Source organism: Burkholderia sp. Bp9142 (assembly GCF_003853415.1).
Lineage (GTDB): Bacteria > Pseudomonadota > Gammaproteobacteria > Burkholderiales > Burkholderiaceae > Burkholderia.
Genome location: NZ_QTPP01000001.1, coordinates 45,252 through 71,908 on the forward strand (window position 1 = coordinate 45,252; position 26,657 = coordinate 71,908).

The following is a 26,657-nucleotide window of genomic DNA, read 5'->3' on the forward strand; positions in this document are numbered from 1 at the left end:
TTGCCCGCACAACGGCCAACCGTGCGCGAACCGGCCGATTTCGCGGCCCGTTCGCGCCCTTTCTACAATCAACTGCCGTGCTGCATTGCCGTGCGCGTTACAGCGCGGCGATCACCGCGTCGCCCATCGCCGCCGTGCCGACCTGCTTGCAGCCCGGCGTCACGATGTCGCCGGTGCGGTAGCCTTGTTCGAGCACCGTTTTCACCGCGCGCTCGATGCGATCGGCCTGCTCCGCGCGATTCAGCGAGTAGCGCAGCAGCATCGCGGCCGACAGGATCGTCGCCAGCGGGTTCGCGATGCCCTTGCCCGCGATGTCCGGCGCCGAACCGTGCGACGGCTCGTACAGGCCCTTGTTGTTCTTGTCGAGCGACGCCGACGGCAGCATGCCGATCGAGCCCGTCAGCATCGATGCCTCATCCGACAGGATGTCGCCGAACATGTTGCCGGTCACGATCACGTCGAACTGCTTCGGCGCCTTCGCGAGCTGCATCGCCGCGTTGTCGACGTACATGTGCGACAGCTCGACGTCCGCGTATTCCTTCGACACGTCGATCATGATGTCGCGCCAGAACTGCGACGTCTCGAGCACGTTCGACTTGTCGACCGACAACAGCTTCTTCGCGCGCTTTTGCGCGGCCTGGAACGCGACGTGCGCGATGCGGCGCACTTCCGGTTCCGAGTAACGCATCGTGTCGAAGCCTTCGCGCGCGCCGGCGAACGGGCCGTCCGGCGCTGCGCGCACGCCGCGCGGCTGGCCGAAGTAGATGTCGCCGTTCAGTTCGCGCACGATCAGGATGTCGAGGCCCGCGACGAGCTCCGGTTTCAGCGGCGACGCATCGACGAGTTGCGGATAGCAGATCGCCGGGCGGAAGTTCGCGAACAGCTCGAGGTGCTTGCGCAGCCCGAGGATCGCCTGCTCGGGGCGCAGCGCGCGCTCGAGCGAGTCGTACTTCCAGTCGCCGACCGCGCCGAACAGGATCGCGTCCGCTTCCTTCGCGAGTTTCAGCGTCGCGTCCGGCAGCGGATGACCGCTCGCCTCGTAACCCGCGCCGCCGACCGGCGCCTGCTCGAGTTCGAACTTCTCGTCGAGGGCGTTCAGCACCTTGACCGCTTCGTTGACGATTTCCGGACCGATGCCGTCGCCGGGCAGCACTGCAATCTTCATGCGTTATTCCTGACTGGGTAAGGGGTGGTGGCAAGTCGGCGAGCGCGCGTCATGCGCGCCCGCCCGGAGGCAATCTCAGCCGACCAGCTTGTTGTTGAGCCACGGCTGCTTCGCGAGCCGCTCGGCTTCGAACTGGCGGATCTTGTCCGCGTGACGCAGCGTCAGGCCGATGTCGTCGAAGCCGTTCAGCAGGCAGTACTTGCGGAACGCGGCGATGTCGAACGGATACTCGCGGCCGTCGCCCGTGCGCACGACCTGCGCGTCGAGGTCGATCGTCAGCTGATAGCCGTTGAACGCATACGTGTCGTTGAACAGGTGATCGACCTGCTGCTCGGTCAGCACGATCGGCAGCAGCCCGTTCTTGTAGCAGTTGTTGAAGAAGATGTCGGCGAAGCTCGGCGCGATGATCGCGCGGAAACCGTACTGCTGCAGCGCCCACGGCGCGTGCTCGCGCGAGCTGCCGCAGCCGAAGTTCTTGCGGGCAAGCAGCACCGATGCGCCCTGGTAGCGCGGCTGGTTCAGCACGAAGTCCGGGTTCAGCGGGCGCGTCGAGTTGTCCTGGCCCGGCTCGCCGTGGTCGAGGTAGCGCCATTCGTCGAACGCGTTCGGACCGAAGCCCGTGCGCTTGATCGACTTCAGGAACTGCTTCGGGATGATCGCGTCGGTGTCGACGTTCTCGCGATCGAGCGGCGCCACGACGCCGGTATGCACATTGAATTTTTCCATGATCCGTCTATCCGGTTGAAGGGCCGGCATTCAGCCGGCGCACATCGACAAATTCTCGGCGGGCGTCAGTCCGCGGCGCGCTGCAGCGCGTTGCCGGCGGCATTGACGTCCTCGCCGAAGCCTCGGACGGTATTGCAGCCCGCCAGGCCGAAGCCCAGCCCCGCGAGCGCCAGCACGGCAACCAGCCGCGCGATGAGCTTCGATGCCGTCACGCGTTACCCCAGCTTGCGAATGTCGACGAAATGGCCTTCGATCGCCGCGGCCGCCGCCATCGCGGGGCTCACGAGGTGCGTGCGACCGCCCGCGCCCTGCCGGCCCTCGAAGTTGCGGTTCGACGTCGATGCGCAGCGCTCGCCCGGATCGAGCCGGTCGGCGTTCATCGCGAGGCACATCGAGCAGCCCGGCTCGCGCCATTCGAAACCGGCATCGGTGAACACCTTGTCGAGCCCTTCGCGCTCGGCCTGCGCCTTCACGAGGCCCGAGCCCGGCACGACCATCGCGAGACGCACGTTCGAGGCGATGCGACGGTTCAGCTTCTTCACGACATACGCGGCCGCGCGGATATCCTCGATGCGCGCGTTCGTGCACGAACCGATGAAGATCTTGTCGACCTTGATCGACTCCATCGGCGTGTTCGGCTCGAGCGCCATGTAGGCCAGCGCGCGTTCCATCGCGTCGCGCTTGACCGGATCCTTCTCGCGCTCGGGATCGGGCACGCGACCGTCGATCGACGTGACCATTTCCGGCGACGTGCCCCACGTGACCTGCGGGACGATCTCGGCCGCGTTCAGCTCGACGACGCGGTCGAACTGCGCGCCTTCGTCGGACCTGAATTCGCGCCAGTACTCGACGGCCTGGTTCCATTCCGCGCCGGTCGGCACGAACGGACGGCCCTTCAGGTAGTCGATCGTCGTGTCGTCGACGGCGACCATGCCCGCGCGCGCGCCGGCTTCGATCGCCATGTTGCAGACGGTCATCCGGCCTTCCATCGTCAGCGCGCGGATCGTCGAGCCGCCGAATTCGATCGCGTAGCCCGTGCCGCCGGCCGTGCCGATCTTGCCGATGATCGCGAGCACGATGTCCTTCGCGGTACAGCCGCGCGGCAGTGCGCCCTCGACCTTCACGAGCATGTTCTTGCTCTTTTTCTGCAGCAGCGTTTGCGTCGCGAGCACGTGCTCGACTTCCGACGTGCCGATGCCGTGCGCGAGCGCGCCGAACGCGCCGTGCGTCGACGTGTGCGAATCGCCGCAGACGATCGTCATGCCCGGCAGCGTCGCGCCCTGCTCCGGCCCGATGATGTGCACGATGCCCTGGCGCAGGTCGTTCATCTTGAACTGCGTGATGCCGAACGCGTCGCAGTTCGCGTCGAGCGTGTCGACCTGCAGCTTCGAGACCGGATCGGCGATGCCGTGGCTGCGATCCGTGGTCGGGACGTTGTGGTCCGACACGGCCAGGTTCGCACTGATGCGCCACACCGGGCGGTGCGCGACGTTCAGCCCTTCGAATGCCTGCGGGCTCGTGACTTCGTGCAGCAGCTGACGGTCGATATAGAGCAATGCCGTGCCGTCGTCCTCGGTGTGGACGACGTGGGTATTCCACAGTTTGTCGTAGAGAGTCTGTGCCATGGGTATGCGGGGTCGTTGTGACTACAAGCCTTGCGAATGCGATCGATTATGCCACGCAGAATGCGCCACGGCGCAGGCCCGGCGCGAAAAAACCCATTAAAAACAGTGGTTTGGCTGGTAGTGCCAATACCTGTATCGGCATTACCCGGCAAACGGGAGCGCACCGGACACGCCGACGCCCCGCGATCGCGAGGTTCACGCCGGGCCGGATTCCGGCATACGATGGGACCACGCACGTCTGAACGTCCCCACGATCCGGACCCGGAGCCTACGACGATGAAGCTCGGCATCAACGAATCGCTCGCCCGCCTCGACGATGAAGGCACGCTGTTCACGACGCTGTTTCGCCACGGCACGCTCGACATCGAGCTGTACCGGCCGCGTGCCGAGGATCTGCAGACGCCGCATACGCGCGACGAGGTCTACGTGATCGCCGCGGGCACGTCGCGGTTCGTCCTCGACGGGCGCGAATGCGGCGTCGCGGCCGGCGACGTGCTGTTCGTGCCCGCGTTCGCGGCGCACCGCTTCGCCGGCTTTTCCGACGACTTCTCGACCTGGGTGTTCTTCTACGGTCCCGAAGGCGGCGAGCGCGACGAGCGCGGCGGATGACGCGCGACGCGCGCGGCACTTCCCGCCCGATCTCCTAGACTGTCTATTCGCAACGGGCGGCGCACGGCCGCCTCCCGCCATCGCGGTGCGGGCAACGCCGACGCATCGCCGGACAGGAGAAATGCATGCGATATGAACTCTATTACTGGCCCGAGATCCAGGGCCGCGGCGAATACGTGCGGCTCGCGCTCGAGGCGGCCGAGGCCGACTATGTCGACGTCGCGCGCGAATCGGGGCGCGGCATGGGCGTGCCGGCGATGATGCGATTGATGGACAGCACGCAGGCCGAGTGCGTGCCGTTCGCGCCGCCGTTCCTGAAGGCCGGCGACGTGGTCGTCGGGCAGACCGCGAACATCCTGCTGTTTCTCGGCGCGCGGCTCGGGCTCGCGCCCGACGACGAAGCCGGGCGGCTATGGGTGCATCAGCTCCAGCTGACCGTCGCCGATTTCGTCACCGAGATCCACGACACGCACCATCCGATCGGCAGCGGGCTGTACTACGAGGACCAGAAGGCCGAGGCCGCCGAGCGCGCGGCCGATTTCCTCGCGCACCGGCTGCCGAAATTCCTCGGCTATTTCGATCGCGTGCTCGCGCAGAATCCGCACAAGAGCGGCTATATCGCCGGCAGTGCGCTCAGCTGCGCGGACCTGTCGATGTTCCAGTTGATCGAAGGCCTGCGCTACGCATTCCCGAAGGCGATGAAGCGCGCGGAACGCAAGGTCGACGCGCTCGTCGGCCTGCACGACCGCGTCGCGCAGCATCCGCCCGTCGCGCGCTATCTCGAGTCGGCGCGCCGCATCCCGTTCAACGACATGGGCATCTTCCGGCACTATCCGGAGCTGGACAAGTAGTGTCGGCTCGGGCGCCGACCGGCGTCTCGCCCAGGTAACGCCATACGACCAGGCCATCCGCCTCGCGCCGGAACACGGCCGTCGAGCGCCGCACCGTGCGCCGCCCTGCGTCGTTGGTCCGGGTCTCGCGACAGGTGACCGCCACGCCGTCGGGCCGCGTGGCCTCGCGCGGCTCGCGCCCGCTTCAGCGCGGCCGGCTGCGCTGAAGCGGGCCGCCCCGTCGCCGCACCCTTCCCGCTTGCCATCCGACGCTCAGCGCGGCCGCCCGTGCTGCGTGACCGCCGCGTCGACGGCCTCGACCGAGCGCGTGAGCCACGGCCCGATATCCATCTCGTCGTAGCGCACGAGCCGGCTCTTGCGCACGCGGCGATACGCCCACCAGATCGCGACGAACAGCGGGATCCACACATAGATCGACAGCACTTCCATCCAGTCGATGCGGGCCGCGAAGAATGCCTGGTAATCCTGCCCGAGCGAGATCACGATGCAGATCGCGATCGCGAACAGCGGCCCGAACGGGAACCATTTCGCGCGGTACGGCAGTTGATCGAGCCGATAGCCCTGCTTCAGAAAGCCCTTGCGGAACCGGTAATGGCAGACCGCAATGCCGAGCCACGCGATGAAGCCCGTGATGCCGACCGTATTGAGCAGCCACAGATAGATGCGCTGGTTGTTGGTCAGCGACGTGAGAAAGCACAGCCCGCCCACCGCCATCGTCGCGTACAGCGCATTACGCGGCACGCCGCCCGGCGACAACGTCGCGAACATCACGGGCGCACGGCCTTCCGCCGCGAGGTTGTGCAGCATACGCGCGGCCGCATACGTGCCGGAGTTGCCGGCCGACAGCACGGCCGTCAGGATCACCAGGTTCATCGCATCGGCCGCGAGCGGAAAGCCCGCATGGCTGAACACGAGCGTGAACGGACTCACGCCGATATCCGTCACGTCGCTCTTCAGCAGGTTCGGATCGGTGTACGGCACCAGCAGGCCGATCACGAAGATCGCGAGCACGTAGAACAGCATGATCCGCCAGAAGATCTGCTTCACCGCGCGCGGGATCGTCTTGCGCGGGTTTTCCGATTCGCCGGCCGTGATCCCGACCAGCTCGGTGCCGAGAAACGAGAAGCCCGCGATCAACGCGACGCTCATCATCGCGTGCACGCCACCGACGAACGGCGCGTCGCCGGTCCTGAAGTTGTGCCAGCCGACCGGCTGCCCGTTGCCGAGCAGGCCGGCCGCGATCAGCAGCCCGGCGGCGATGAACGCGATCACGGTGACGACCTTGATCAGCGAGAACCAGTATTCGGATTCGCCGAAGCCGCGCACGGACAGCGTGTTCAGCAGGAAGATCAGCACCAGGAACCCCGCGCCCCACCACACGCCCGGCACCGCTGGAAACCAGTAGCGCATCACGATCTGCCCGGCGACCAGCTCGATCGCGATCGTCACGGCCCAGCTGTACCAGTAGGTCCATCCAAGCGCGACGCCGAAGCCCTCGTCGACATACTTCTCGCCGTAGACCGCGAACGAGCCCGATACGGGCATCAGCGCGGCCATCTCGCCGAGCCCGGTGACGACGAAGTAGACCATCAGCCCGATCGCGATATACGCGGCGATCGCGCCGCCCGGCCCCGCCTGCGCGACCGATGCGCCCGACGCGACGAACAATCCCGTGCCGATCGAGCCGCCGATCGCGATCATCGCGATGTGACGGCCCTGCAGCCGGCGCTTGAGCGCCGTCCCGGACGGCGCGGCCGTCTCCGCTGCCGCTTGCAAAGCATCCATGGTGTTCACCCTGACTGGATTCGGGCCGCTCGAATTGATTCGGAATACCAATCGATCGGCCCGGTTATTCACGTCGAAAACCGGCCCTGCCTGCCGGGCCGCGCATCCTGTGCCGGCGGCCCGGACGCAATGCCGCGTCAGACGACGCTGCGCTTGATCGCCTGCAGCTCGGCCGTCGTCACGATCTTCTCGATCCGGAACCGCGGGCTTTCCAGCCACACGTTCGCGATCCGCCGGTACTCGTCGAGGTCCTCGCACGCGAGCCGCACGAGAAAATCGAACGTGCCGCTGACGAGCCAGCAGTCGAGCACGGCAGGATGGGTCCGCATCTCGTCCTCGAACGGTGCCTGCGAACGCCCGTGATCGGCCAGCACGATCTGCGCGATCACGACGATCGGCTTGGTCGCGCGCGGCGCCTTGATCACCGCGCGGTAGCCTTCGATCACGCCAAGCGCCTCGAGCCGCTCCACGCGCGCCTGGCACGGGCGCGGCGTGAGGTTCACGCGTTCCGACAGCTTCCGGTACGAAATCCGTCCGTCGGTACGCAGGATGTCCAGGATCCGGAGATCGATCTTGTCGAGCTGCATCTTCTTGTCGGTCATCCGCGTTCGCTCCGGTCGGGTCGTGGCTGGTGCGCGGAGCGTCTGCTCCCCTCCGCGCGGGGGCCACATTATCCGGCCGAAGCGGCCGCGCGCCAATCGTCTAGAACCGCAGCGACAGGCAGGTCAGGCCGCCGTCCATCTTGCGGAACTCGCTCGTGTCGATCACGTGCAGCGGCAGCCCGAGCGAGCCGATCGCGTCGTGCACGCGCGGATAGCCGGCCGGCGTGATCAGCGTACCGTTCACGCGCAGCGTGTTGCCCGCGTATTCGTCGGCGGCCGAGATCGCGATCCGGCGATAGTCGGCGAACGCCGGATGCGCGGCCAGCGCCTCGGTCACGAGCAGCGTGTCGTCGCCGAGCGCATTGACGACCGACTTCAGGTGCAGGCCCGCGGCGACCGGCACGGCAACGACCGAATAGCCGTAGCGCGATACCAGCGACTCGAACGCGGCGATGCCTTCGGCGTCGGTGCGGCCCGTCAGGCCGATGGTGAAACGCTTGCCGACCAGCATCACGTCGCCGCCGTCGAGACGGCCTTCCTGCATCGGCAGCAGGTCGCGATGCGCGCCGAGTGCCGCTTCGATATGCACCGTCTCGCCGCGCCGCGCGGGCGCACCCGGGCGCGTGATCAGCGCGAATTCGGGCGTGACGACGGCGACGTCCTCGACGAAATGCGAGTCGGGGAACGCGTCCAGCGGCGGCAGCTCGGTCAGCGCGACGCCGAGCCCGCGCAACGCGTCGCAGTATGCATGGAACTGCGTGAGCGTCTTGTCGTAGTCGGGCGCGCCGAGCGCGGCGGTGGTGAGCCCCGCGCCACAGGACGGCGCGGGACGGCGAACGATCGCTTGCGTGAATTGCATCGACTCCTCCATGGTCACGCTGCCCCCGTGCGGCGCACCGGGCAGCTGCGTTGTGTCCGGACCATTATCGGAAGCCAATTTGCGCAATTCGCGTCGATTTCAGGCACGCCCGCAGCCGATCGCGTCGAATTGAAGGCGGCACGCAGCGGAATCGGCAGACGGCCGGCGGGAACGGCGCAACCGGCCGTCCCCGGGTGCCGGAACGGCCGATGCGGCCGTCATGCATCGACAGGCTCGAACCCCATTTGCGCACGGCCAAGCGCCTTGAGGTCGCCCTCGCCTCCCCGTCCGTCGAATTCGACCTCGAAATGATCGGCCGGGAAATCGGGCGGGCTGTCACCGCGCAGGAACGCTGGCCGCTGGCGCTCAAGGTAGGCGTCGTTCTTCGCGCAACCGGGCGCGGCCGCGATGTACATCACGTTGCTGTCGCCGCTGCCGCGATGCGCATCCTCGACCGCGTGCACGACGTCGCCGTGCCAGAACACCGCGTCGCCCGGCTCCATGTGCGGGATCGGCACCAACGCGTCGAGCAGCAGCGCATGCCATTCGGGCAGGATCGACAGCGCGCGGCCCGGACGCGCGCCGCACAAGTCGTCGTCGGCCACGTCGTCCTGCAGCGCGCGCAGCACGACGTACGCCATCGCGTTCGCGACCGGAATCAGTTGCAGCGTGCCGTCGCCGGGGCCTTGTGGCGTCAGCGCCGTCCAGCCCTGGAACGTGCGGAACATCGAGCACACGGCCGGCGACGGGATCTCCTCGACGTCGGGGCGAAACGCGGCGTCGAACGGGTCGTAATCGCGCCAGCGACCGGCCAGCACGTGACGATAGACCTGCCGGAAATTCGCGCCGAGCCAGCGTTCGACCGAGCCGCCGTCGACGTGCGGCGACAGCCCGAGCGACGCCGAGCCCGGCGGCCGGCGGCGGATCCGGTCCGCGTAGGCCGGCACCTGGTCAGGATCGAAATGCCTGCGCGCGCCGTCCGCATGGCGCCACAGGCGGTTCAGGAACACGCGTGCGTGCGTGAGTGCCGGCGACTGGCGCGCGGCCACCTGCGGCTTCGACCAGTAGACGCCGTAGATCTGCGGCTTGCCCGACGCGAGGTTGCCGAAGTAGCGGTCCTCGGCGCGCGCATGCAGCCGCTCGGCGAAGCGGTTCGCATCGAGGTAGGCGCCGATCTCGTCGTTCCAGTCGCGCGCCTGTCGCGCGTCGAACACGCCGCGGATCACCGCCGCGCCGCGCGTACGGATCGCGGCAATCGCCTGCGGATCGACGGTGCCATTGGCAATATCCGCGAACCGCAGCACCGGAATCACGTCATGGCCGTGCGCATGGGCGCGGCGGATCGCGTCGACCTGCCGCGCGATATCGCCCTCCAGCTCGCGGAACGTGGCCGCGTAACCGGGCAGGTCGGCGCGCAGCGCCCTTTTCGCCGTGCGGATCGCGGCCGGCAGATCGTCAATCGTCAGGTGCATCGCTGTCTCCTCATCGAATCGTGTCGTGACGAGCACTCAGCGTACGGCCGACGCATCGTCACCATCGACACTATCCGGTCAACAATCGATACAATCCTGACAACAGTGCGCTACTCGGGACGATGGCAGACGACGCACAGCTTGTTGCCGTCCGGGTCGCGGAAATATGCGCCGTAGTAGTCGGGGTGATAGTGCGGCCGGAGGCCCGGCGGCCCTTCGCAGGTGCCGCCGTGCTGCAGTGCGAGTGCGTGGCAGCGATCGACCTGCGCGCGCGTGCGCGCGTCGAATGCGATCGTGTGGCCATTGCCGGGGTCGGGCGCGCGCCCGTCGAGCGGCCGGCCGAAGAAGAACAGCGGCCGGTCGGTATCGGCCGGCATCCAGCCCGACCAGCCGTCCGGTTCGCTGAACTTCAGACGCAGTCCGAGTTCCGCGAACAGCGGCGCGTAGAAGTCATACGCGCGTGCGGTATCGCTGACGCCCACGCAAACATGTGAAAACATGGCATCGCTCCGTCGTGACGATTAATCACGATCATGCCACGGCGCGGTGCCGCGCTCGACCGGGAGGAAAGCGATGAAACCGCAATACGAGCACGTGTCGTTCGCCCCCGGTTGTTCGATCCGCGTGTACCACCGCCGGCTTGCGCGCATCCCGTTCGAATGGCATCGCCATCCCGAGTACGAACTGACGCTGACGCTGAACAGCCGTGGCCAGCGCTTCATCGGCGATCATGTCGCCCGCTACGCGGACGACGATCTGGTGCTCGTGCCGCCCAACCTGCCGCATACGTGGTCGTCGAACGCGCGCATCGATCGCGAGGCGCCGGAGGTCGCGCTCGTCGTCTGGTTCGACGGCGACTGGGCGCGACGCGTGGCCGACTGCTGCCCCGAGTACGCACCGCTGCGCTCGCTGCTGAGGCGCGCGGCACCGGGCCTGCACTTCGATGCGGACACAGCCCGCGCGATGCGTGCGCGGTTGCCGCAGTTGCTCGACTCGTCGCCGCGCGTACGCCTCGCGGCCGCACTCGACACACTCGCCGATCTTGCCGAAGCCGGCGGCGAGCCGCTCGCCACCGCGCAGGCCTACGATCGGCCCGACGCAGCGACGCCATCGGCCGACACGGCCGCGCCCGAAGCCGAGCGCCTCGATCGCGTGCTCGACGCGATCGACCGGCACTTCCATGAACCGCTGCGCATCGACGCGCTCGCTGCCGTCGCGCACATGTCCGAACGGACACTGCAGCGGCTGTTCGTGCGGCACCTCGGCGAAAGCGTCGGCCGCTACGTGCAGCGGCTGCGTCTCGCGCAGGCGTGCCGCCACCTGGTCGGCACCGACTGGCCGATCGCAACGGTCGCCGCGCGCTGCGGCATCCCGAATGCGGCGAACTTCAACCGTCAGTTCCTCGCCGCGCGCGGGATGACGCCCGGCGCATACCGGCAGTTCTTCGCACGGCACGGCCACGCGCCCGATGCCGACGCGCCGCCGCTCGATACGCGGCCGCCGTCGCTCGAACGCCGCGCCGGATCGGGCCAACCCCGGCCGCGCAAATGAAAACACCCCGGCGGGATGACCCACCGGGGTGTCGGGGCGTTGCGATTGCCGGACGCGAGCGGCCTGACGGCCGTTCGCGCCGCGCACGGCTTAACGTGCGTTGATCGGCTTCGCTTCGCGCGGCGTGTCGCCGATGAACAGCTGACGCGGACGGCCGATCTTCTGCTCCGGATCCGCAATCATTTCGTTCCACTGTGCGATCCAGCCGACCGTACGTGCCATCGCGAAGATACACGTGAACATCGACGTCGGGATGCCCAGCGCGCGCTGAACGATACCCGAGTAGAAGTCGACGTTCGGGTACAGCTTGCGCGACACGAAGTATTCGTCTTCCAGCGCGATCTTCTCGAGCTGCATCGCGAGCTTGAACAGCGGATCGTCGTGCAGGCCCAGCTCGTTCAGCACTTCGTAGCAGGTTTCGCGCATCAGCTTCGCACGCGGGTCGTAGTTCTTGTACACGCGGTGACCGAAGCCCATCAGCTTCACGCCCGAATTCTTGTCCTTCACCTGCTTGATGAATTCGGGGATGTTGTCCGGCGAACCGATCTGCTCGAGCATGTTCAGCGCGGCTTCGTTCGCACCACCGTGCGCCGGGCCCCACAGACACGCGATACCGGCCGCGATACACGCGAACGGGTTCGCGCCCGACGAGCCGGCCAGGCGGACCGTCGACGTCGATGCGTTCTGCTCGTGATCGGCGTGCAGGATCAGGATGCGGTCGAGTGCGCGGACGAGCACGTCGTTGACCTTGTACTCCTCGCACGGGTTCGAGAACATCATGTGCATGAAGTTCGCGCTGTACGACAGTTCGTTCTTCGGGTAAACGAACGGCTGACCGATGCTGAACTTGTACGCCATCGCGACGAGCGTCGGCAGCTTCGCGATCATGCGGATCGCCGACACTTCGCGGTGACGCGGATCGTTGATGTCGAGCGAGTCGTGATAGAACGCCGACAGCGCGCCGACGGCCGCCACCAGCACCGCCATCGGGTGCGCGTCGCGGCGGAAGCCGCGGAAGAAGAAGTGCATCTGCTCGTGCACCATCGTGTGCTTCGTGACGGTGTCGACGAATTCCTTCTTTTGCGCCGCGTTCGGCAGCTCGCCCTTCAGCAGCAGGTAGCAGGACTCGAGGAAGTCGGCGTTCTGCGCGAGGTTGTCGATCGGGTAGCCGCGGTACAGCAGTTCGCCCTTGTCGCCGTCGATGTACGTGATCGCCGAATTACAAGCCGCCGTCGACATGAAGCCCGGGTCGTAAGTGAACTTGCCGGTCTGGCCGTACAGCTTGCGGATGTCGATCACGTCCGGGCCCATCGTCCCCTTGTAGATCGGCATTTCGACGCTCGGCGAATTGTCGCTGAACGATAGCGTGGCTTTAACATCAGACGGAGTCATGGCACATCCTCAATCGAAATAAAGAAACGGGATTCGATAACGGGCGTAACGCGTTACACGTTGCGCAGCATCTCCAACAGCCGGTGAATATCCGGGCTGTCTAGGTCGCCCTCTGGTTCCTTGCGCGCGAGGAGCAAGTCCATCAGGTCGTTGTCGCTCAGATCGAGCAGGCGCGACAACGCGCCTACGTCAGCATCGGTGAGGTCATGCTCGTATCTGCCGAAGAAACGCTCGAAGATGATGTCGTTTTCCAGCAGACCCCGCCGCGCGCGCCAGCGAAGGCGCGCGCGGCGGTGCGGGTCGGATTGGTGCGAATCGTCGCTCATCACAAACTTTAAACCGCGCGGCGGACCATCAGTTCCTTGATCTTGCCGATCGCCTTCGTCGGGTTCAGGCCCTTCGGGCAAACGTCGACGCAGTTCATGATCGTGTGGCAACGGAACAGACGGTACGGGTCTTCCAGGTTGTCGAGACGCTCGCCGGTGGCGGTGTCGCGGCTATCCGCGATGAAGCGGTAAGCCTGCAGCAGGCCGGCCGGGCCGACGAACTTGTCCGGGTTCCACCAGAAGCTCGGGCACGACGTCGAGCAGCTCGCGCACAGAATGCACTCGTACACGCCGTCGAGCTCGTCGCGCTCTTCCGGCGACTGGAGGCGTTCCTTCTCCGGCGGCGGCGCGTCGTTGATCAGGTACGGCTTGATCGAGTGATACTGGTTGAAGAAGTGCGTCATGTCGACGATCAGGTCGCGCACGACGGGCAGGCCCGGCAGCGGGCGCAGCACGATCTTCTGCGGCAGGTCGTTCAGGTTCGTCAGGCACGCGAGACCGTTCTTGCCGTTGATGTTCATCGCGTCCGAACCGCACACGCCTTCACGGCACGAACGGCGGAACGACAGCGTCTCGTCCACGGCCTTCAGCTTGACCAGTGCGTCGAGCAGCATGCGCTCATGCTGGATCTCGAGCTCGTACGTCTGCATGCGCGGTGCCGCGTCCTTGTCCGGATCGTAGCGGTAGACTTCAAAAATGCGTTTTGCCATTTCGGATTCCTTTGACTCGGCTTAGAACGTGCGCGGCTTCGGCGGCACGGAGTCGACCGTCAGCGGCTTCATTTGAACCGGCTTGTAGTCGAGGCGATCGCCTTCGCTGTACCACAGCGTGTGGCGCAGCCAGTTGTCGTCGTCGCGGTGCTCGTAATCGCTGTGCGCGTGCGCGCCACGGCTTTCCTTGCGCGCTTCCGCCGACACCATCGTTGCGCGGGCCACTTCGATCAGGTTCTCCAGCTCGAGCGCTTCGACGCGCGCGGTGTTGAACACCTTCGACTTGTCCTTCAGGTGGATGTTTTCCACGCGTGCCGCCAGGCCGGCCATCTGGTCGACGCCTTCCTTCAGCAGTGCCGACGTGCGGAACACGCCTGCGTGCTTCTGCATCGTCGCGCGGATGTCGTTCGCGATGTCCTGCGTGTACTCGCCCGAGGTCGACTTGTCGAGCTTCGCCAGGCGCGCCAGCGAGAATTCGCCTGCGTCGGCCGGCAGCGGCTTGTGTTCCTTCTGGTTCTTCACGTGCTCGACGATGTGGTTGCCGGCCGCACGGCCGAACACCACGAGGTCCAGCAGCGAGTTCGTGCCGAGGCGGTTCGCGCCGTGCACGGACACGCACGAGCATTCGCCCACTGCGTAGAAGCCGTTGACCGGATCCTTGTGACCGCGCGACGTGCCGACGACCTGACCGTGGATGTTGGTCGGGATGCCGCCCATCTGGTAGTGGATCGTCGGGACGACCGGGATCGGTTCCTTGATCGCATCGACGTTCGCGAACTTCAGCGCGATTTCGCGGATCGACGGCAGACGCTTCATGATCGTCTCGGCGCCGATGTGCGACAGGTCGAGCAGCACGTGGTCCTTGTTCGGACCGACGCCGCGGCCTTCCTTGATTTCCTGGTCCATCGAACGCGACACGAAGTCACGCGGCGCCAGGTCCTTCAGCGTCGGTGCGTAGCGTTCCATGAAGCGCTCGCCGTTCGCGTTGCGCAGGATACCGCCTTCGCCGCGCACGCCTTCGGTGATCAGCACGCCCGCGCCGGCCACGCCGGTCGGGTGGAACTGCCAGAACTCCATGTCCTGCAGCGCGATGCCCGAGCGCGCTGCCATGCCGAGGCCGTCGCCGGTGTTGATGAACGCGTTGGTCGACGCCGCGAAGATCCGGCCTGCGCCGCCCGTCGCGAACAGCGTCGTCTTGCCTTCCATGATGTAGACGTCGCCCGTCTCCATCTCGAGGGCCGTCACGCCGAGCACGTCGCCGTCCGCGTCGCGGATCAGGTCGAGCGCCATCCATTCGACGAAGAACTGCGTCTTCGCCTCGACGTTCTGCTGGTACAGCGTGTGCAGCAGCGCGTGACCGGTACGGTCGGCCGCCGCGCAAGCGCGCTGGACCGGCTTCTCGCCGTAGTTCGCGGTGTGCCCGCCGAACGGACGCTGGTAGATCGTGCCGTCCGCGTTACGGTCGAACGGCATGCCGAAGTGTTCGAGTTCGTACACGACGTTCGGTGCTTCGCGGCACATGAACTCGATCGCGTCCTGGTCGCCGAGCCAGTCGGAACCCTTGATCGTGTCGTAGAAGTGGAAGTGCCAGTTGTCTTCGCTCATGTTGCCGAGCGACGCGCCGATGCCGCCCTGTGCGGCCACCGTGTGCGAACGGGTCGGGAACACCTTCGACAGCACGCCGACCGACAGGCCCGCGCGCGACAGTTGCAGCGCTGCGCGCAAGCCCGAGCCGCCCGCGCCGACGATCACCACGTCGAACTTGCGGCGCGGCAGGGAAGTTTTGATTGCAGCCATTCTTTACACTCTCCAGAGAATCTGCGCGGCGTAGCCCGCACATGCGAGCAGCCAGACGATGGTCAGCGATTGCAGCAGCAGGCGCACACCGACGGGCTTCACGTAGTCCATCCAGATGTCGCGCACGCCGACCCATGCGTGGTAGAAGAGGGAAAGCAGCGTCACGAAGGTCGCGAGCTTCATCCATTGCGCGGCGAAGATCGATGCCCAGCCTTCGTACGAGAAGTCATGCGCGCCGAAGAACAGGACGAGCAGAATGACCGTGTAGACCGCCATGATCGTGGCGGTGACGCGCTGCGCGAGCCAGTCGCGCAGGCCGTAGTGAGCGCCGACGACGAGGCGCTTCGAGCCGATTCGGTTGTTGGCTGCCATTTTCTTAGAATGCTCCGAACAGTTTGAGTGCCATGACGATCGTCAGCGCGATCGAGACGACGAAGACGACGACGGCCGTGCGCTTGCCGCCTTCCTTCGTGACGGCGTCGTGGTTGACGTCCATCAGCAGGTGGCGAATGCCGGCGCAGAAATGGTGGAGGAACGCCCAGGACAGCGCGAGGACGATCAGCTTGACGAAGATGTTGGAGAGGAATTGCTTGAAGACTTCGAAGCTGAGCTCGGAGGTCAGGCTCTGGTCGAAGAGGAACAGCAGAAACGGCAGGAACAGGAACAGCAGCGCGCCGCTGACTCGATGGAGAATCGACAAAGTCGCCGCCAGCGGCATGCGATACTTCATCGTGATGTCGGCGAGTCCGATGTTCCGGTATTCCGGCCTCGGTTTTCTTACTGCATCAGTCATGCTAGACCCCTACTATGTTGTCACACTAATCCGCGATTTTAGCGCCTTTTTATATCGCGCTGCAGCGAAAGTCTGCGCTGGATCGTTACGCGAACGGGAATAAAGGCGGCCCGAAACGTGCTACGCGAACGTGGTGACGCGCATGCACGCTGCTTGTGCCGATACGTCGTCAGCTCAAGTCATTCTGATAGTAATACCCGGTTGTGACATACCAGCCGCGCCGCACTTCCACCGGCCGGTCTCCGTATGTATAGGACACGCGCTCGACCGACAGCAATGGAAAACCCGCCGGCACATGCAGCAGGTCGGCCACCGCCGGCTCCGCCGCGACCGCGCGGATCTTCTCCGTCGCGCGGATCATCCGCGTGCCGAACTCCGTCTCGAACATCGCGTAGAGCGGCCCCTTGTACTCGCTCAGCCGCTCGAACGTGAGCCCGCGGAACATCGCGCCCGGCAGCCAGATCTCGTCCAGCACCGTCGCTTCGTTCTCGAACTCCAGCAGCCGGCGCACCTGCACGACCGGATCGGCCGGCTTCAGGTCGAGCTGCCGCGCGATCTCGGCCGGCGCGCGCAGGCGCCGGCATTCGAGCAGGCGGCTCACGTGCGGGTGCTCGGCACCGTCGTCGGCCAGCAGGCGCAGGAAGCGGAACTGCGCGCGATCTTCATTGTGCGTTGCAACAAACGTACCCTTGCCCTGCCGCCGGACCACGAGGTTTTCGGCGGCCAGCTCGTCGATCGCCTTGCGAACGGTGCCCTGGCTGACCTTGTAACGGGCCGCGAGCTCCACTTCGCTCGGAATGATCTCGCCCGGCTTCCATTCACCGGATTCGAGACTCTGCGTGATCAATGACTTGATCTGCTGGTATAACGGACTGAAGGTCGGTGACGGCGACGCGGCAGGCGCCGGCGCGGCATCGCCCGCGCCCGGCTGCCCTGGGCCGCCTGCGCCGGTCGGATTCGCGTTGTTCGCCTGGTTCGATGTCATGGCGCGCATTTCATCACAAACCGCGCTTTTCCGTCCACTCAAATTCCGCAAAACATCTGTCTTATATAAGACATATGATACCGTTTGACTTTGGGCCAAACGGCTCCTACACTCCGGGGCGAGCAAGGGTTCGCGGGTGCAAAACGCGTCCCCGGCTACGTGCCACGGCCGTCTCCAGGTTCACCGCGTCTGCCTTTCGCGAGTCCTCCGCCCTGCTTCAATGCAACGCTACGCGTAACGCGCATAGAATGGCGTTTTGCCTAGCGTCCACCGCTTCACCCGTCCTGGAGATTTTCAATGGCTAAGCCCGCAAAGCGCGTTGCCGTCACCGGCGCCGCAGGTCAAATCGCTTACTCCCTGCTGTTCCGCATCGCGAACGGCGACCTGCTCGGCAAGGACCAGCCGGTCATCCTGCAGCTGCTCGACCTCCCGCAAGCCCAAGCCGCCGTCAAAGGCGTCGTGATGGAACTCGACGATTGCGCGTTCCCGCTGCTCGCGGGCGTCGTGATCACCGACGATCCGAAGGTTGCATTCAAGGATGCAGACGTCGCGCTGCTGGTCGGTGCACGTCCGCGCTCGAAGGGCATGGAGCGCAAGGACCTGCTGTCGGCGAACGCCGAGATCTTCACGGTCCAGGGCGCCGCGCTGAACGAAGTCGCGAGCCGCGACGTGAAGGTGCTGGTCGTCGGCAACCCGGCGAACACCAACGCGTACATCGCGATGAAGTCGGCACCGGACCTGCCGAAGAAGAACTTCACGGCGATGCTGCGCCTCGACCACAACCGCGCGCTGTCGCAGCTCGCAGCGAAGTCGGGCAAGCCGGTCGCATCGATCGAGAAGCTCGCCGTGTGGGGCAACCACTCGCCGACGATGTACCCCGACTTCCGCTTCGCGACCGCCGAAGGCGAGTCGCTGCTGACGCTGATCAACGACGACGTGTGGAACCGCGACACGTTCATCCCGACCGTCGGCAAGCGCGGCGCGGCGATCATCGAAGCGCGCGGCCTGTCGTCGGCGGCGTCGGCAGCCAACGCGGCGATCGACCACGTGCGTGACTGGGTTCTCGGCACGAACGGCAAGTGGGTCACGATGGGCATCCCGTCGGACGGCTCGTACGGCATCCCCGAAGACATCATCTACGGCGTGCCCGTCGTGTGCGAAAACGGCGAGTACACGCGCATCGAAGGCCTGGAAATCGACGCGTTCTCGCGCGAGAAGATGGACGGCACGCTGGCCGAGCTGCTCGAAGAGCGCGACGGCGTCGCCCACCTGCTGAAGAACTAAGCAGGCCGCATGGCCGGACCGCCTCCGGGCGGGCCGGTCACGGCACGGGCGGCGGGCCGGCAGCCGGCCCCGCCGCCCGATCCGATCCGCGCACGTTTTGCCGCTCCAGGCGCCCCGCGCGCCGGCCCAGAACGTGCCCGAATCCGATTTTCTCCACGTTGCCGCCTCCTTGACGTAGAAGAGATGTCCGCGCTCACTCCTGCACAAGTGCTGTACGACGGGGCGTCCCCGCCCGCGATCCTGCCCTCCTGCGATCACTACGCGGGCAGCGAGAAGCTGATGCGCAAGTCGCTCGCGCTCCAGGCCGAACTCGGCCCCGTGTTCGACATCACGCTCGACTGCGAGGACGGCGCGGCCGTCGGCCAGGAAGCCGTGCACGCGCAACTCGTCGCCGAATGCCTCGGCAGCGCCGAGAACCGCTTCGGGCGGGTCGGCGTCCGCATCCACGACTTTTCCCATCCCCACTGGCGCGACGACGTGCGCATCGTGCTGCGCGCCGCGCGCGCACCGGCCTACGTCACGCTGCCGAAGATCGCGAGCGCCGCCGACGCGGCCGAAATGGTCGCATTCATCGAGGGCACGCGCCGCGAGCTCGGCCTCGCGCAGCCGATCCCGGTCGACGTGCTGGTCGAGACGCACGGCGCGCTCGCGCAGGCGGCCGCCCTCGCCGCGCTGCCGCTGGTCGGCACGCTGAGCTTCGGGCTGATGGATTTCGTGTCCGCGCATCACGGCGCGATTCCCGATGCGGCGATGCGTTCGCCCGGCCAGTTCGACCACCCGCTCGTGCGCCGCGCGAAGCTGGAAATCGCCGCGGCCTGCCACGCGCACGGCAAGACGCCGTCGCACAACGTGACGACCGAGGTGCGCGACATGGCGGTCGTCGCCGGCGACGCACGCCGCGCGCGCGACGAGTTCGCGTTCACGCGGATGTGGAGCATCCATCCCGCGCAGATCCGCCCGATCGTCGACGCATTCGCGCCGCGCACCGATGAAGTCGCACTGGCCGCCGAGATCCTGCTGGCCGCGCAGGCCGCCGACTGGGGCCCGACGCGCCACGGCGATACACTGCATGACCGCGCGAGCTACCGCTATTACTGGTCGGTGCTGCGCCGCGCCCGGGCAACCGGCCAGCCGGTGCCGGCCGAGGCCGCGCCGCTGTTCGGCCCGGCCGCCGCCGGAGACGCGCTGTGAGCGCGCGCCGACACACGCATTTCATCGAATCACCGGAGCGTGAACCCGAGACAGGTTTGCGAAACGACAAAAAACGTAACGGAGCCTGAAAACCTGAAATATGCGCGGCCAAATAGGTGAAAATAGCGGCCGCTGCGCGCTTCCGGGGCGCGTGCAGTTTCAAACCGGCCGGCGGCGTCAGTTGCCGGCCCTTGTCAACTGATTTTCGAAAGGTTCTGACTCCATGAAGAAACTCCTGATCGCTACCGCCATCGGCGCGTTGTCCGCCACGATGCTGGTGTCGGCTCCGAGCGCGTTCGCCCAGGATACGGCGACTGCGAAGAAGACGGCCAAGCGCCCGGCGCCGGCCAAGCGCATCGTTCCGCGCAGCAAGAAGGCCCAGGCACGTGCCGCGGCCAAGGTCGATCCGGTGCCGGACGGCGCGGTCAAGTGGGCGTGCAAGGACGGCCTGTCGTTCGACCTCGCCGGCGACATGAAGCGCGACCAGTTGGTCACGGTTCACTGGGCGAAGAAGAACTACAAGCTGCCGCGCCAGACCACGACGACGGGCGCCGACACGTTCTACGATCCGGCCGCCGGCTTCAAGCTGGTCGTGATCCCGAGCAAGGCGATGCTGTTCAGCGATGCGAACGGCGGCGAGCGTCTCGCCGACGAATGCGTGACGCCGGAAATGGCGCAAGGCGGCGCAGCGCCGACGCAATCGAACGAACTGAAGCCGGCAACGAACTAAGCGCGTTCTCCCAGGCCCCTCGATGTCCGCCTCGGTCTCCAACGTCCGCCCCGCTCCGGATTCGGTACTCGTCGATATCGTCGACTACGTGCTGAACCCCGGCATCGACAGCGCGCTCGCGCTGGAGACGGCGCGTCATTGCCTGATCGACACGCTCGGATGTGGACTCGAGGCGCTGTCCTACCCTGCCTGCACCAAGCTGCTCGGCCCCGTCGTGCCCGGCACGATCGTGCCGAACGGCGCGAAGGTGCCCGGCACGTCCTTCCAGCTCGATCCCGTCCAGGCCGCCTTCGACATCGGCGCGATGATCCGCTGGCTGGACTTCAACGACACCTGGCTCGCCGCCGAATGGGGTCACCCGTCCGACAACCTCGGCGGGATCCTGGCGACGGCCGACTGGCTGTCCCGCACGGCCGTCGCGGCCGGCAGGAAGCCGCTTGTCATGCGCGACGTGCTCGTCGCGATGATCCAGGCCCACGAGATCCAGGGCTGCCTCGCACTCGAGAATTCATTCAACGCGGTCGGGCTCGACCATGTGCTGCTCGTGAAGGTCGCGTCGACGGCTGTCGTCGGCCGCCTGCTCGGGCTCACGCGCGACGAGCTGATCAACGCGGTGTCCAACGCGTTCGTCGACGGCCAGGCGCTGCGCACCTACCGCCACGCGCCGAACACCGGTTCGCGCAAGTCGTGGGCGGCGGGCGACGCGACGTCCCGCGCGGTGCGCCTCGCGCTGATCGCGAAAACGGGTGAAATGGGCTACCCGTCGGCGCTCACCGCGAAAACCTGGGGCTTCTACGACGTGCTGTTCGACGGCCAGCCGTTCCGCTTCCAGCGCCCGTACGGCACGTACGTGATGGAGAACGTGCTGTTCAAGATCGCGTTCCCCGCCGAATTCCATGCGCAGACGGCCGCCGAGGCCGCGCTGCAGTTGCACGCCCAGCTCGCCGCGGCGGGCCGCACGACCGACGAGATCAGCCGGATCACGATCCGCACGCACGCGGCCGCGATCCGCATCATCGACAAGCAGGGCCCGCTCGCCAATCCGGCCGACCGCGACCATTGCATCCAGTACATGGTCGCCGTGCCGCTGCTGTTCGGCCGGCTGACCGCGGCCGATTACGAAGACGCGGTCGCCGCCGATCCGCGCATCGACGCGCTGCGCGCGAAAACCGCGTGCGTCGAGGATCCGCAGTTCACGAAGGATTACCATGACCCGGCCAGGCGATCGATCGCGAATGCGCTGACGATCGAGTTCGCGGACGGATCGAAGCTTGCCGAAGTGGCGGTCGAATACCCGATCGGCCATCAGCGACGCCGCGCGGACGGCATCCCGCTCCTGGTCGACAAGTTCCGGACCAACCTCGCCCGCCGCTTTCCGGCCAAGCAGCAACAAGCGATTCTCGACGTGTCGCTGGACCAGGCAAAGCTCGAAGCGATGCCGGTCGATCAGTACGTCGATCTGTATGTGATATAGCCGTCATCTACAGGACACGTTGTTTCCTTGCCTTAAACCCAGGAAAATCACCATGGCCCACAATCTCCACAAGACCCTCAAGGAATTCGACAGCGGTTCCGGCAAAGGCAAGTTCTACTCGCTGCCGCAGCTCGGCAAGGAACTGAAGACGAAGATCGAGCGCCTCCCGGTGTCGATCCGCATCGTGCTCGAGTCCGTGCTGCGCAACTACGACGGCAAGAAGATCACCGAAGAGCACATCGAGCAGCTGGCGAACTGGAAGCCGACCGCGAAGCGCGTCGACGAGATTCCGTTCGTGGTGTCGCGCGTCGTGCTGCAGGACTTCACGGGCGTGCCGCTGCTCGCCGACATCGCGGCCATGCGCGGTGTCGCGGAGCGTTCGGGCAAGAATCCGAAGAAGATCGAGCCGCTGGTCCCGGTCGATCTCGTCGTCGACCACTCGGTCCAGATCGACTACTTCCGCCAGAAGGACGCGCTCGACCTGAACATGAAGCTGGAATTCCAGCGCAACAACGAGCGCTACCAGTTCATGAAGTGGGGCATGCAGGCGTTCGACACGTTCAAGGTCGTGCCGCCGGGCGTCGGCATCGTCCACCAGGTGAACCTCGAGTATCTCGCGCGCGGCGTCCACCAGAAGGCGGACGGCGGCGACGCCGTGTACTACCCGGACACGCTCGTCGGCACGGACAGCCACACGACGATGATCAACGGCATCGGCGTGGTCGGCTGGGGCGTGGGCGGCATCGAGGCTGAAGCCGGCATGCTCGGCCAGCCGGTGTACTTCCTGACGCCGGACGTCGTCGGCGTCGAGCTGAAGGGCAAGCTGCGCGAAGGCGTGACGGCCACCGACCTGGTGCTGACGATCACCGAAATGCTGCGCAAGGAGAAGGTCGTCGGCAAGTTCGTCGAGTTCTTTGGCGAAGGCACGAAGTCGCTGTCGCTGCCGGACCGCGCGACGATCGGCAACATGGCGCCGGAATACGGCGCGACGATGGGCTTCTTCCCGGTCGACGAAAAGACCATCGACTACTTCGAGGGCACGGGCCGCACGAAGGCGGAAATCGCCGCATTCGAGAACTACTTCAAGGCACAGAAGCTGTTCGGCATTCCGAAGGCCGGCGACATCGACTACACGAAGACGGTGACGCTCGACCTGGCAACGGTCGCCCCGTCGCTGGCCGGCCCGAAGCGCCCGCAGGACCGCATCGAGATCGGCAACGTCAAGTCGACGTTCACCGACCTGTTCTCGAAGCCGGTCGCGGAAAACGGCTTCGCGAAGAAGGCGGACGACCTGAACACGCAGTACACGACGAGCAACGGCGTCGACGTGAAGAACGGCGACGTGCTGATCGCCGCGATCACGTCGTGCACGAACACGTCGAACCCGAGCGTGCTGCTGGCCGCCGGCCTGCTCGCGAAGAAGGCCGTCGAAGCCGGCCTCACCGTCGCGCCGCACATCAAGACGTCGCTCGCGCCGGGATCGCGCATCGTCACCGAGTACCTGACGAAGACGGGCCTCTTGCCCTACCTCGCGAAGCTCGGCTTCGAAGTCGCCGCCTACGGTTGCACGACCTGTATCGGCAACGCGGGCGACCTGACGCCGGAACTGAACGAAGCGATCACGAAGAACGACATCGTCGCGGCAGCCGTGCTGTCGGGCAACCGCAACTTCGAAGCGCGTATCCACCCGAACATCCGCGCGAACTTCCTCGCGTCGCCGCCGCTCGTCGTCGCCTACGCGATCGCCGGCAACATCACGCGCGACCTGATGACCGAGCCGGTCGGCAAGGGCAAGGACGGTTACGACATCTACCTCGGCGACATCTGGCCGACGAGCGAGGAAATCCACGCGCTGCTGAAGTTCGCGCTGGACCCGAAGAAGTTCGAGGACAACTACGCGAAGCTGACCAAGAAGGGCGACCTCTGGAGCAAGATCGAGGGCGAAACGGGCCAGGTCTACGACTGGCCGAAGTCGACCTACATCGCCGAGCCGCCGTTCTTCGGCAACGACTTCTCGATGGAGCCGGCCGCCTCGATCCCGACGGTCAAGGGCGCGCGCGCACTGGGCATCTTCGGTGACTCGGTCACGACCGACCACATCAGCCCGGCCGGCTCGATCAAGGAAGACTCGCCGGCAGGCAAGTGGCTGAAGGAGAACGGCGTGCAGAAGGCCGACTTCAACAGCTACGGCTCGCGCCGCGGCAACCACGACGTGATGATGCGCGGCACGTTCGCGAACGTCCGGATCAAGAACCTGATGATCCCGGCGAAGGCAGACGGCACGCGCGTCGAAGGCGGCCTGACGATCCACCAGCCGAGCGGCGAACAGCAGTCGATCTATGATGCGGCCATGCAGTACGTCGCGGCCGACACGCCGACCGTCGTGTTCGCGGGCGAAGAGTACGGCACGGGCTCGTCGCGCGACTGGGCCGCGAAGGGCACGCAGCTGCTCGGCGTGAAGGCCGTGATCGCACGCAGCTTCGAGCGGATCCACCGTTCGAACCTGGTCGGCATGGGCGTGCTGCCGCTGCAGTTCAAGGGCGCGGACAGCATCCAGTCGCTCGGCATCACCGGTGAAGAGACCTACGACATCGAAGGCCTCGGCGACGACTTCAAGCCGCAGCAGGACGTCACGCTCGTGATCCACCGCAACAACGGCGAAACGACCCGCGTGCCGGTGCTGCTGCGCATCGATACGCCGATCGAAGTCGACTACTACAAGCACGGCGGGATCCTGCCGTTCGTGCTGCGCTCGCTGCTCGCAGCGTAAGCGCCCTGCTTTTGCAGGTGCCGCAGCCGCCTCGCGGCGGTTGCGGCCGATTTGGATGCCCGACCTCGTGTCGGGCATTTTTTTGCCTGCTGGCCGGTGGCGGCAGGCCGCCAGCCGGGTGGCGTGCCGGCGCGCCCGTACGTTATGCGGCCTTGTCGCCGCGCGTCTTCGTACCCGCGCCGGCCCGCGCGTTCTTCTTCAGGTGCGCTCGGTTGTAGTCGAGCGCCGCGCGAACGAGGCGCTTCAGCGCCCGCTTGTCGACCTTGTCGCCTTCGAGGAAATCGATTGCGCGTCGCGCATTGCCTTCGAGACCCGCATTGAACAGCCCGTCGGGATCGGGCAGGTGCGCGCCATGCATGAACGTGAGCTTCACCTTGCCCTTGTGCGCGTTCGCGACCGCGATCATCCCGTCGCATTCCCACACCGGGCTGCCCATCCATTTCCATTCCTCGACGATGCCGTCGTCGGCGGCGAGGATCGTCGCGCGCAGTTCGGCGAACGTCTTGCCGCGCCAGTCGGCGATTCCGGCGATCAGTGCGTCGATACGGGCCGATGGCGCCAGCGCCGGGTCGGATGCGCTCATGTGCGGGTCTCCTGGTCTTCATCGGGACGCGCCAGCACCTGTTCGAGCGATGCGAAGAATTGCGCCCACCCGTGCTGCGCACCACGATATGCCTGCTCCTGATCCGCGCGGAATCCGGCCTGCTCCATGCGCAACAGCGTGCCGCGCGGCGTCGGCGCGAGCGTCCATGTGACGACGCTTTCGAGGCCATAAGCGGCCCACGTATAGGACAGCACGCGCTGCGGCTCGATCGTCAGCACCGTGCAGTCGACCGATCCCCAGTCCGCGCGAAAACTGAATGCGCGGCCCGCGACGGGCTCGAAATCGCTCTTCATCAGCCACGCCTCGATCAGGTGCGGTTGCGTGAGCGCGCGCCAGATCTTCTCCGGCGGATGCGACAGTTCCCGTTCGACGACGACGGTACGCGTTTCGGTGGTGGCCTGGTTCATTGATCCATCCTCTTGAGCAGATCTTCGAGAGCGTCGAACCGGTTCTGCCAGAAGCCGGCCATCTGGCTGGTCCAGTCGAGCAACGGAGTCAGCGCCTGCGGCTGCGCGCTGTAGTGCGTCTGCCGGCCTTCGTGACGGTCGCTCACGAGCCCGGCCTGCTTCAGTACGCCCAGATGCTTCGATACCGCCGGCTGCGACACGCCTGCATGGGCCGTCAACGCGGCAACCGTCAGCTCGCCCTCCTCGCACAGCCGCTCGAAGAGCGCGCGGCGCGTCGGATCGGCAAGCGTCCTGAACAGCATGTCGTGAACGTTTTGCATGTTTGAATCCATAACCCGATGGTTATGAATTGAAGGATATCGCCGGATCGACGCGCGTCAAGGAGGAATTTCGCGGGTGACGTCGTTCGATCCCGCGGCATGTCCCGCTCGGCGGCGCGGGCCGAACGCCGGCGAACCGGCTTGCGACGGACCTCGAGCGCGCCCGGGTCGGCGTCATCGCATGAATTCGAGCCTTTCCTCTAATTCGCTCGGTCGGCCTGCGAACCGAAAGCACGCTGCAAGACTCGGCAACGCGCTGTTCCACAGTTCGGGAAACGCTCGCGGTCGACTGGCCCCGTTTTTGTGCATCCGTGCATCCGGACGCCGTCTCGTCGACGCCGCGGCAACGCTTGACCACATAGTGCAACGCGCGGCGCGTCCACACCCGATCGCCGGCAATGCGCTCGCGCGGCGCTTCGCTCCGCCGTCGCGCGCATTCCGCTACCGCAACGAACGAGTCGTGCGTGCAAACGTCGTCGACCGTCGCGCGAGCGCGCCGCGAACCGGTTCCCTTTGCCGGGATCGCTGCTGCATGCAAGAACGGCGCAGCGCATGCGCGCGAGCACACCGATGTCAGAACTGACAGCTATGGAAACTGGCAGCTACCTGAACGGCATCGACGCCCTACG

General features: G+C 66.1%; 27 protein-coding genes. 8 read left to right on the top strand and 19 right to left on the bottom strand.

Annotated elements, in window-relative coordinates; translation table 11 throughout:
* Positions 1-97 precede the first annotated feature (97 nt).
* From leuB to leuC, 4 genes are all read right to left on the bottom strand, one after another.
* Positions 98-1,165, bottom strand: coding sequence for a 3-isopropylmalate dehydrogenase (leuB, locus tag DIE22_RS00215; protein ID WP_124498471.1), 1,068 nt, complete (start codon positions 1,163-1,165; stop codon positions 98-100).
* 75 nt (positions 1,166-1,240) lie between these two features.
* Positions 1,241-1,891, bottom strand: a complete 651-nt coding sequence (gene leuD, locus DIE22_RS00220) for a 3-isopropylmalate dehydratase small subunit (protein WP_124604042.1) — start codon at positions 1,889-1,891, stop codon at positions 1,241-1,243.
* Between the two features lie 65 nt (positions 1,892-1,956).
* Positions 1,957-2,103, bottom strand: coding sequence for an entericidin A/B family lipoprotein (locus DIE22_RS00225; RefSeq protein WP_124498473.1), 147 nt, complete (start codon positions 2,101-2,103; stop codon positions 1,957-1,959).
* 3 nt (positions 2,104-2,106) lie between these two features.
* Positions 2,107-3,516, bottom strand: a complete 1,410-nt coding sequence (gene leuC / locus DIE22_RS00230) for a 3-isopropylmalate dehydratase large subunit (RefSeq protein WP_124604044.1) — start codon at positions 3,514-3,516, stop codon at positions 2,107-2,109.
* Between the two features lie 276 nt (positions 3,517-3,792).
* Here leuC and DIE22_RS00235 point away from each other — a divergent pair, with 276 nt between their 5' ends.
* Positions 3,793-4,125 (top strand): cupin domain-containing protein, encoded by a 333-nt coding sequence (locus tag DIE22_RS00235; RefSeq protein ID WP_124604046.1) that lies wholly within the window; start codon positions 3,793-3,795, stop codon positions 4,123-4,125.
* Between the two features lie 125 nt (positions 4,126-4,250).
* A complete protein-coding gene (locus DIE22_RS00240) occupies positions 4,251-4,976 on the top strand; it encodes a glutathione S-transferase (RefSeq protein WP_124495460.1) in 726 nt (241 codons plus the stop codon).
* A gap of 252 nt (positions 4,977-5,228) precedes the next feature.
* On the opposite strand, the gene DIE22_RS00250 is transcribed toward DIE22_RS00240, so the two are convergent.
* The 5 genes from DIE22_RS00250 to DIE22_RS00270 form a co-directional block, all read right to left on the bottom strand.
* The gene (locus tag DIE22_RS00250) at positions 5,229-6,761 is read right to left on the bottom strand and encodes an amino acid permease (RefSeq protein ID WP_124604049.1); all 1,533 of its coding nucleotides are present in this window, start codon (positions 6,759-6,761) and stop codon (positions 5,229-5,231) included.
* Positions 6,762-6,898: 137 nt separating this feature from the next.
* Positions 6,899-7,363: an Lrp/AsnC family transcriptional regulator gene (locus DIE22_RS00255; protein WP_124495466.1), complete on the bottom strand. Its 465-nt coding sequence runs from the start codon at positions 7,361-7,363 to the stop codon at positions 6,899-6,901.
* A gap of 100 nt (positions 7,364-7,463) precedes the next feature.
* A complete protein-coding gene (locus DIE22_RS00260) occupies positions 7,464-8,222 on the bottom strand; it encodes a dimethylarginine dimethylaminohydrolase family protein (RefSeq protein WP_124604051.1) in 759 nt (252 codons plus the stop codon).
* 218 nt (positions 8,223-8,440) lie between these two features.
* Positions 8,441-9,694 (bottom strand): DUF1479 domain-containing protein, encoded by a 1,254-nt coding sequence (locus DIE22_RS00265; protein WP_124604053.1) that lies wholly within the window; start codon positions 9,692-9,694, stop codon positions 8,441-8,443.
* A gap of 110 nt (positions 9,695-9,804) precedes the next feature.
* Positions 9,805-10,194, bottom strand: coding sequence for a VOC family protein (locus DIE22_RS00270; protein WP_124604055.1), 390 nt, complete (start codon positions 10,192-10,194; stop codon positions 9,805-9,807).
* Positions 10,195-10,267: 73 nt separating this feature from the next.
* On the opposite strand from DIE22_RS00270, the gene DIE22_RS00275 reads away from it, so the two are divergent.
* Complete coding sequence (locus DIE22_RS00275; RefSeq protein WP_124604057.1) at positions 10,268-11,245, top strand: helix-turn-helix domain-containing protein; 978 nt, start codon at positions 10,268-10,270, stop codon at positions 11,243-11,245.
* Between the two features lie 90 nt (positions 11,246-11,335).
* On the opposite strand, the gene gltA is transcribed toward DIE22_RS00275, so the two are convergent.
* From gltA to DIE22_RS00310, 7 genes are all read right to left on the bottom strand, one after another.
* The gene (gene gltA, locus DIE22_RS00280) at positions 11,336-12,637 is read right to left on the bottom strand and encodes a citrate synthase (protein WP_006754978.1); all 1,302 of its coding nucleotides are present in this window, start codon (positions 12,635-12,637) and stop codon (positions 11,336-11,338) included.
* 53 nt (positions 12,638-12,690) lie between these two features.
* Positions 12,691-12,963, bottom strand: coding sequence for a succinate dehydrogenase assembly factor 2 (locus DIE22_RS00285; RefSeq protein ID WP_031400668.1), 273 nt, complete (start codon positions 12,961-12,963; stop codon positions 12,691-12,693).
* Between the two features lie 8 nt (positions 12,964-12,971).
* On the bottom strand, positions 12,972-13,673 hold the full coding sequence (locus DIE22_RS00290) for a succinate dehydrogenase iron-sulfur subunit (protein WP_011658352.1): 702 nt from the start codon (positions 13,671-13,673) through the stop codon (positions 12,972-12,974).
* A gap of 21 nt (positions 13,674-13,694) precedes the next feature.
* On the bottom strand, positions 13,695-15,470 hold the full coding sequence (gene sdhA, locus DIE22_RS00295; protein ID WP_124495476.1) for a succinate dehydrogenase flavoprotein subunit: 1,776 nt from the start codon (positions 15,468-15,470) through the stop codon (positions 13,695-13,697).
* Positions 15,471-15,473: 3 nt separating this feature from the next.
* A complete protein-coding gene (gene sdhD / locus DIE22_RS00300; protein ID WP_124495478.1) occupies positions 15,474-15,842 on the bottom strand; it encodes a succinate dehydrogenase, hydrophobic membrane anchor protein in 369 nt (122 codons plus the stop codon).
* Between the two features lie 4 nt (positions 15,843-15,846).
* Complete coding sequence (gene sdhC, locus DIE22_RS00305; RefSeq protein WP_124495480.1) at positions 15,847-16,263, bottom strand: succinate dehydrogenase, cytochrome b556 subunit; 417 nt, start codon at positions 16,261-16,263, stop codon at positions 15,847-15,849.
* Between the two features lie 169 nt (positions 16,264-16,432).
* Positions 16,433-17,257 carry a GntR family transcriptional regulator gene (locus DIE22_RS00310; protein WP_124495945.1) on the bottom strand — a complete coding sequence of 275 codons (825 nt, stop codon included), beginning with the start codon at positions 17,255-17,257 and terminating at the stop codon, positions 16,433-16,435.
* Between the two features lie 288 nt (positions 17,258-17,545).
* On the opposite strand from DIE22_RS00310, the gene DIE22_RS00315 reads away from it, so the two are divergent.
* From DIE22_RS00315 to acnA, 5 genes are all read left to right on the top strand, one after another.
* Positions 17,546-18,532 carry a malate dehydrogenase gene (locus tag DIE22_RS00315; RefSeq protein WP_124495482.1) on the top strand — a complete coding sequence of 329 codons (987 nt, stop codon included), beginning with the start codon at positions 17,546-17,548 and terminating at the stop codon, positions 18,530-18,532.
* A gap of 183 nt (positions 18,533-18,715) precedes the next feature.
* Positions 18,716-19,723, top strand: a complete 1,008-nt coding sequence (locus DIE22_RS00320) for a CoA ester lyase (RefSeq protein WP_124604059.1) — start codon at positions 18,716-18,718, stop codon at positions 19,721-19,723.
* A 223-nt stretch (positions 19,724-19,946) separates the two neighbouring features.
* Positions 19,947-20,453 (top strand): hypothetical protein, encoded by a 507-nt coding sequence (locus tag DIE22_RS00325; RefSeq protein ID WP_124495486.1) that lies wholly within the window; start codon positions 19,947-19,949, stop codon positions 20,451-20,453.
* A gap of 22 nt (positions 20,454-20,475) precedes the next feature.
* Positions 20,476-21,927 carry a bifunctional 2-methylcitrate dehydratase/aconitate hydratase gene (locus tag DIE22_RS00330; protein WP_124495488.1) on the top strand — a complete coding sequence of 484 codons (1,452 nt, stop codon included), beginning with the start codon at positions 20,476-20,478 and terminating at the stop codon, positions 21,925-21,927.
* Between the two features lie 52 nt (positions 21,928-21,979).
* Positions 21,980-24,697 (top strand): aconitate hydratase AcnA, encoded by a 2,718-nt coding sequence (acnA, locus tag DIE22_RS00335; RefSeq protein ID WP_124495490.1) that lies wholly within the window; start codon positions 21,980-21,982, stop codon positions 24,695-24,697.
* Between the two features lie 142 nt (positions 24,698-24,839).
* Here the strand turns inward: acnA and DIE22_RS00340 are convergent, their stop codons facing one another.
* From DIE22_RS00340 to DIE22_RS00350, 3 genes are read right to left on the bottom strand one after another with little or no spacing between them, the layout of a single operon-like run.
* Positions 24,840-25,280 carry a DUF1801 domain-containing protein gene (locus DIE22_RS00340; RefSeq protein ID WP_124604061.1) on the bottom strand — a complete coding sequence of 147 codons (441 nt, stop codon included), beginning with the start codon at positions 25,278-25,280 and terminating at the stop codon, positions 24,840-24,842.
* Positions 25,277-25,708 (bottom strand): SRPBCC domain-containing protein, encoded by a 432-nt coding sequence (locus tag DIE22_RS00345; protein ID WP_124604063.1) that lies wholly within the window; start codon positions 25,706-25,708, stop codon positions 25,277-25,279. Before DIE22_RS00345 ends, DIE22_RS00340 begins: the two co-directional genes overlap by 4 nt.
* Entirely contained in the window at positions 25,705-26,028 is a 324-nt protein-coding gene (locus DIE22_RS00350) for a helix-turn-helix transcriptional regulator (RefSeq protein WP_124495496.1), read from the bottom strand. The genes DIE22_RS00345 and DIE22_RS00350 overlap by 4 nt, the downstream gene beginning before the upstream one ends.
* Between the last annotated feature and the right edge of the window lie 629 nt (positions 26,029-26,657).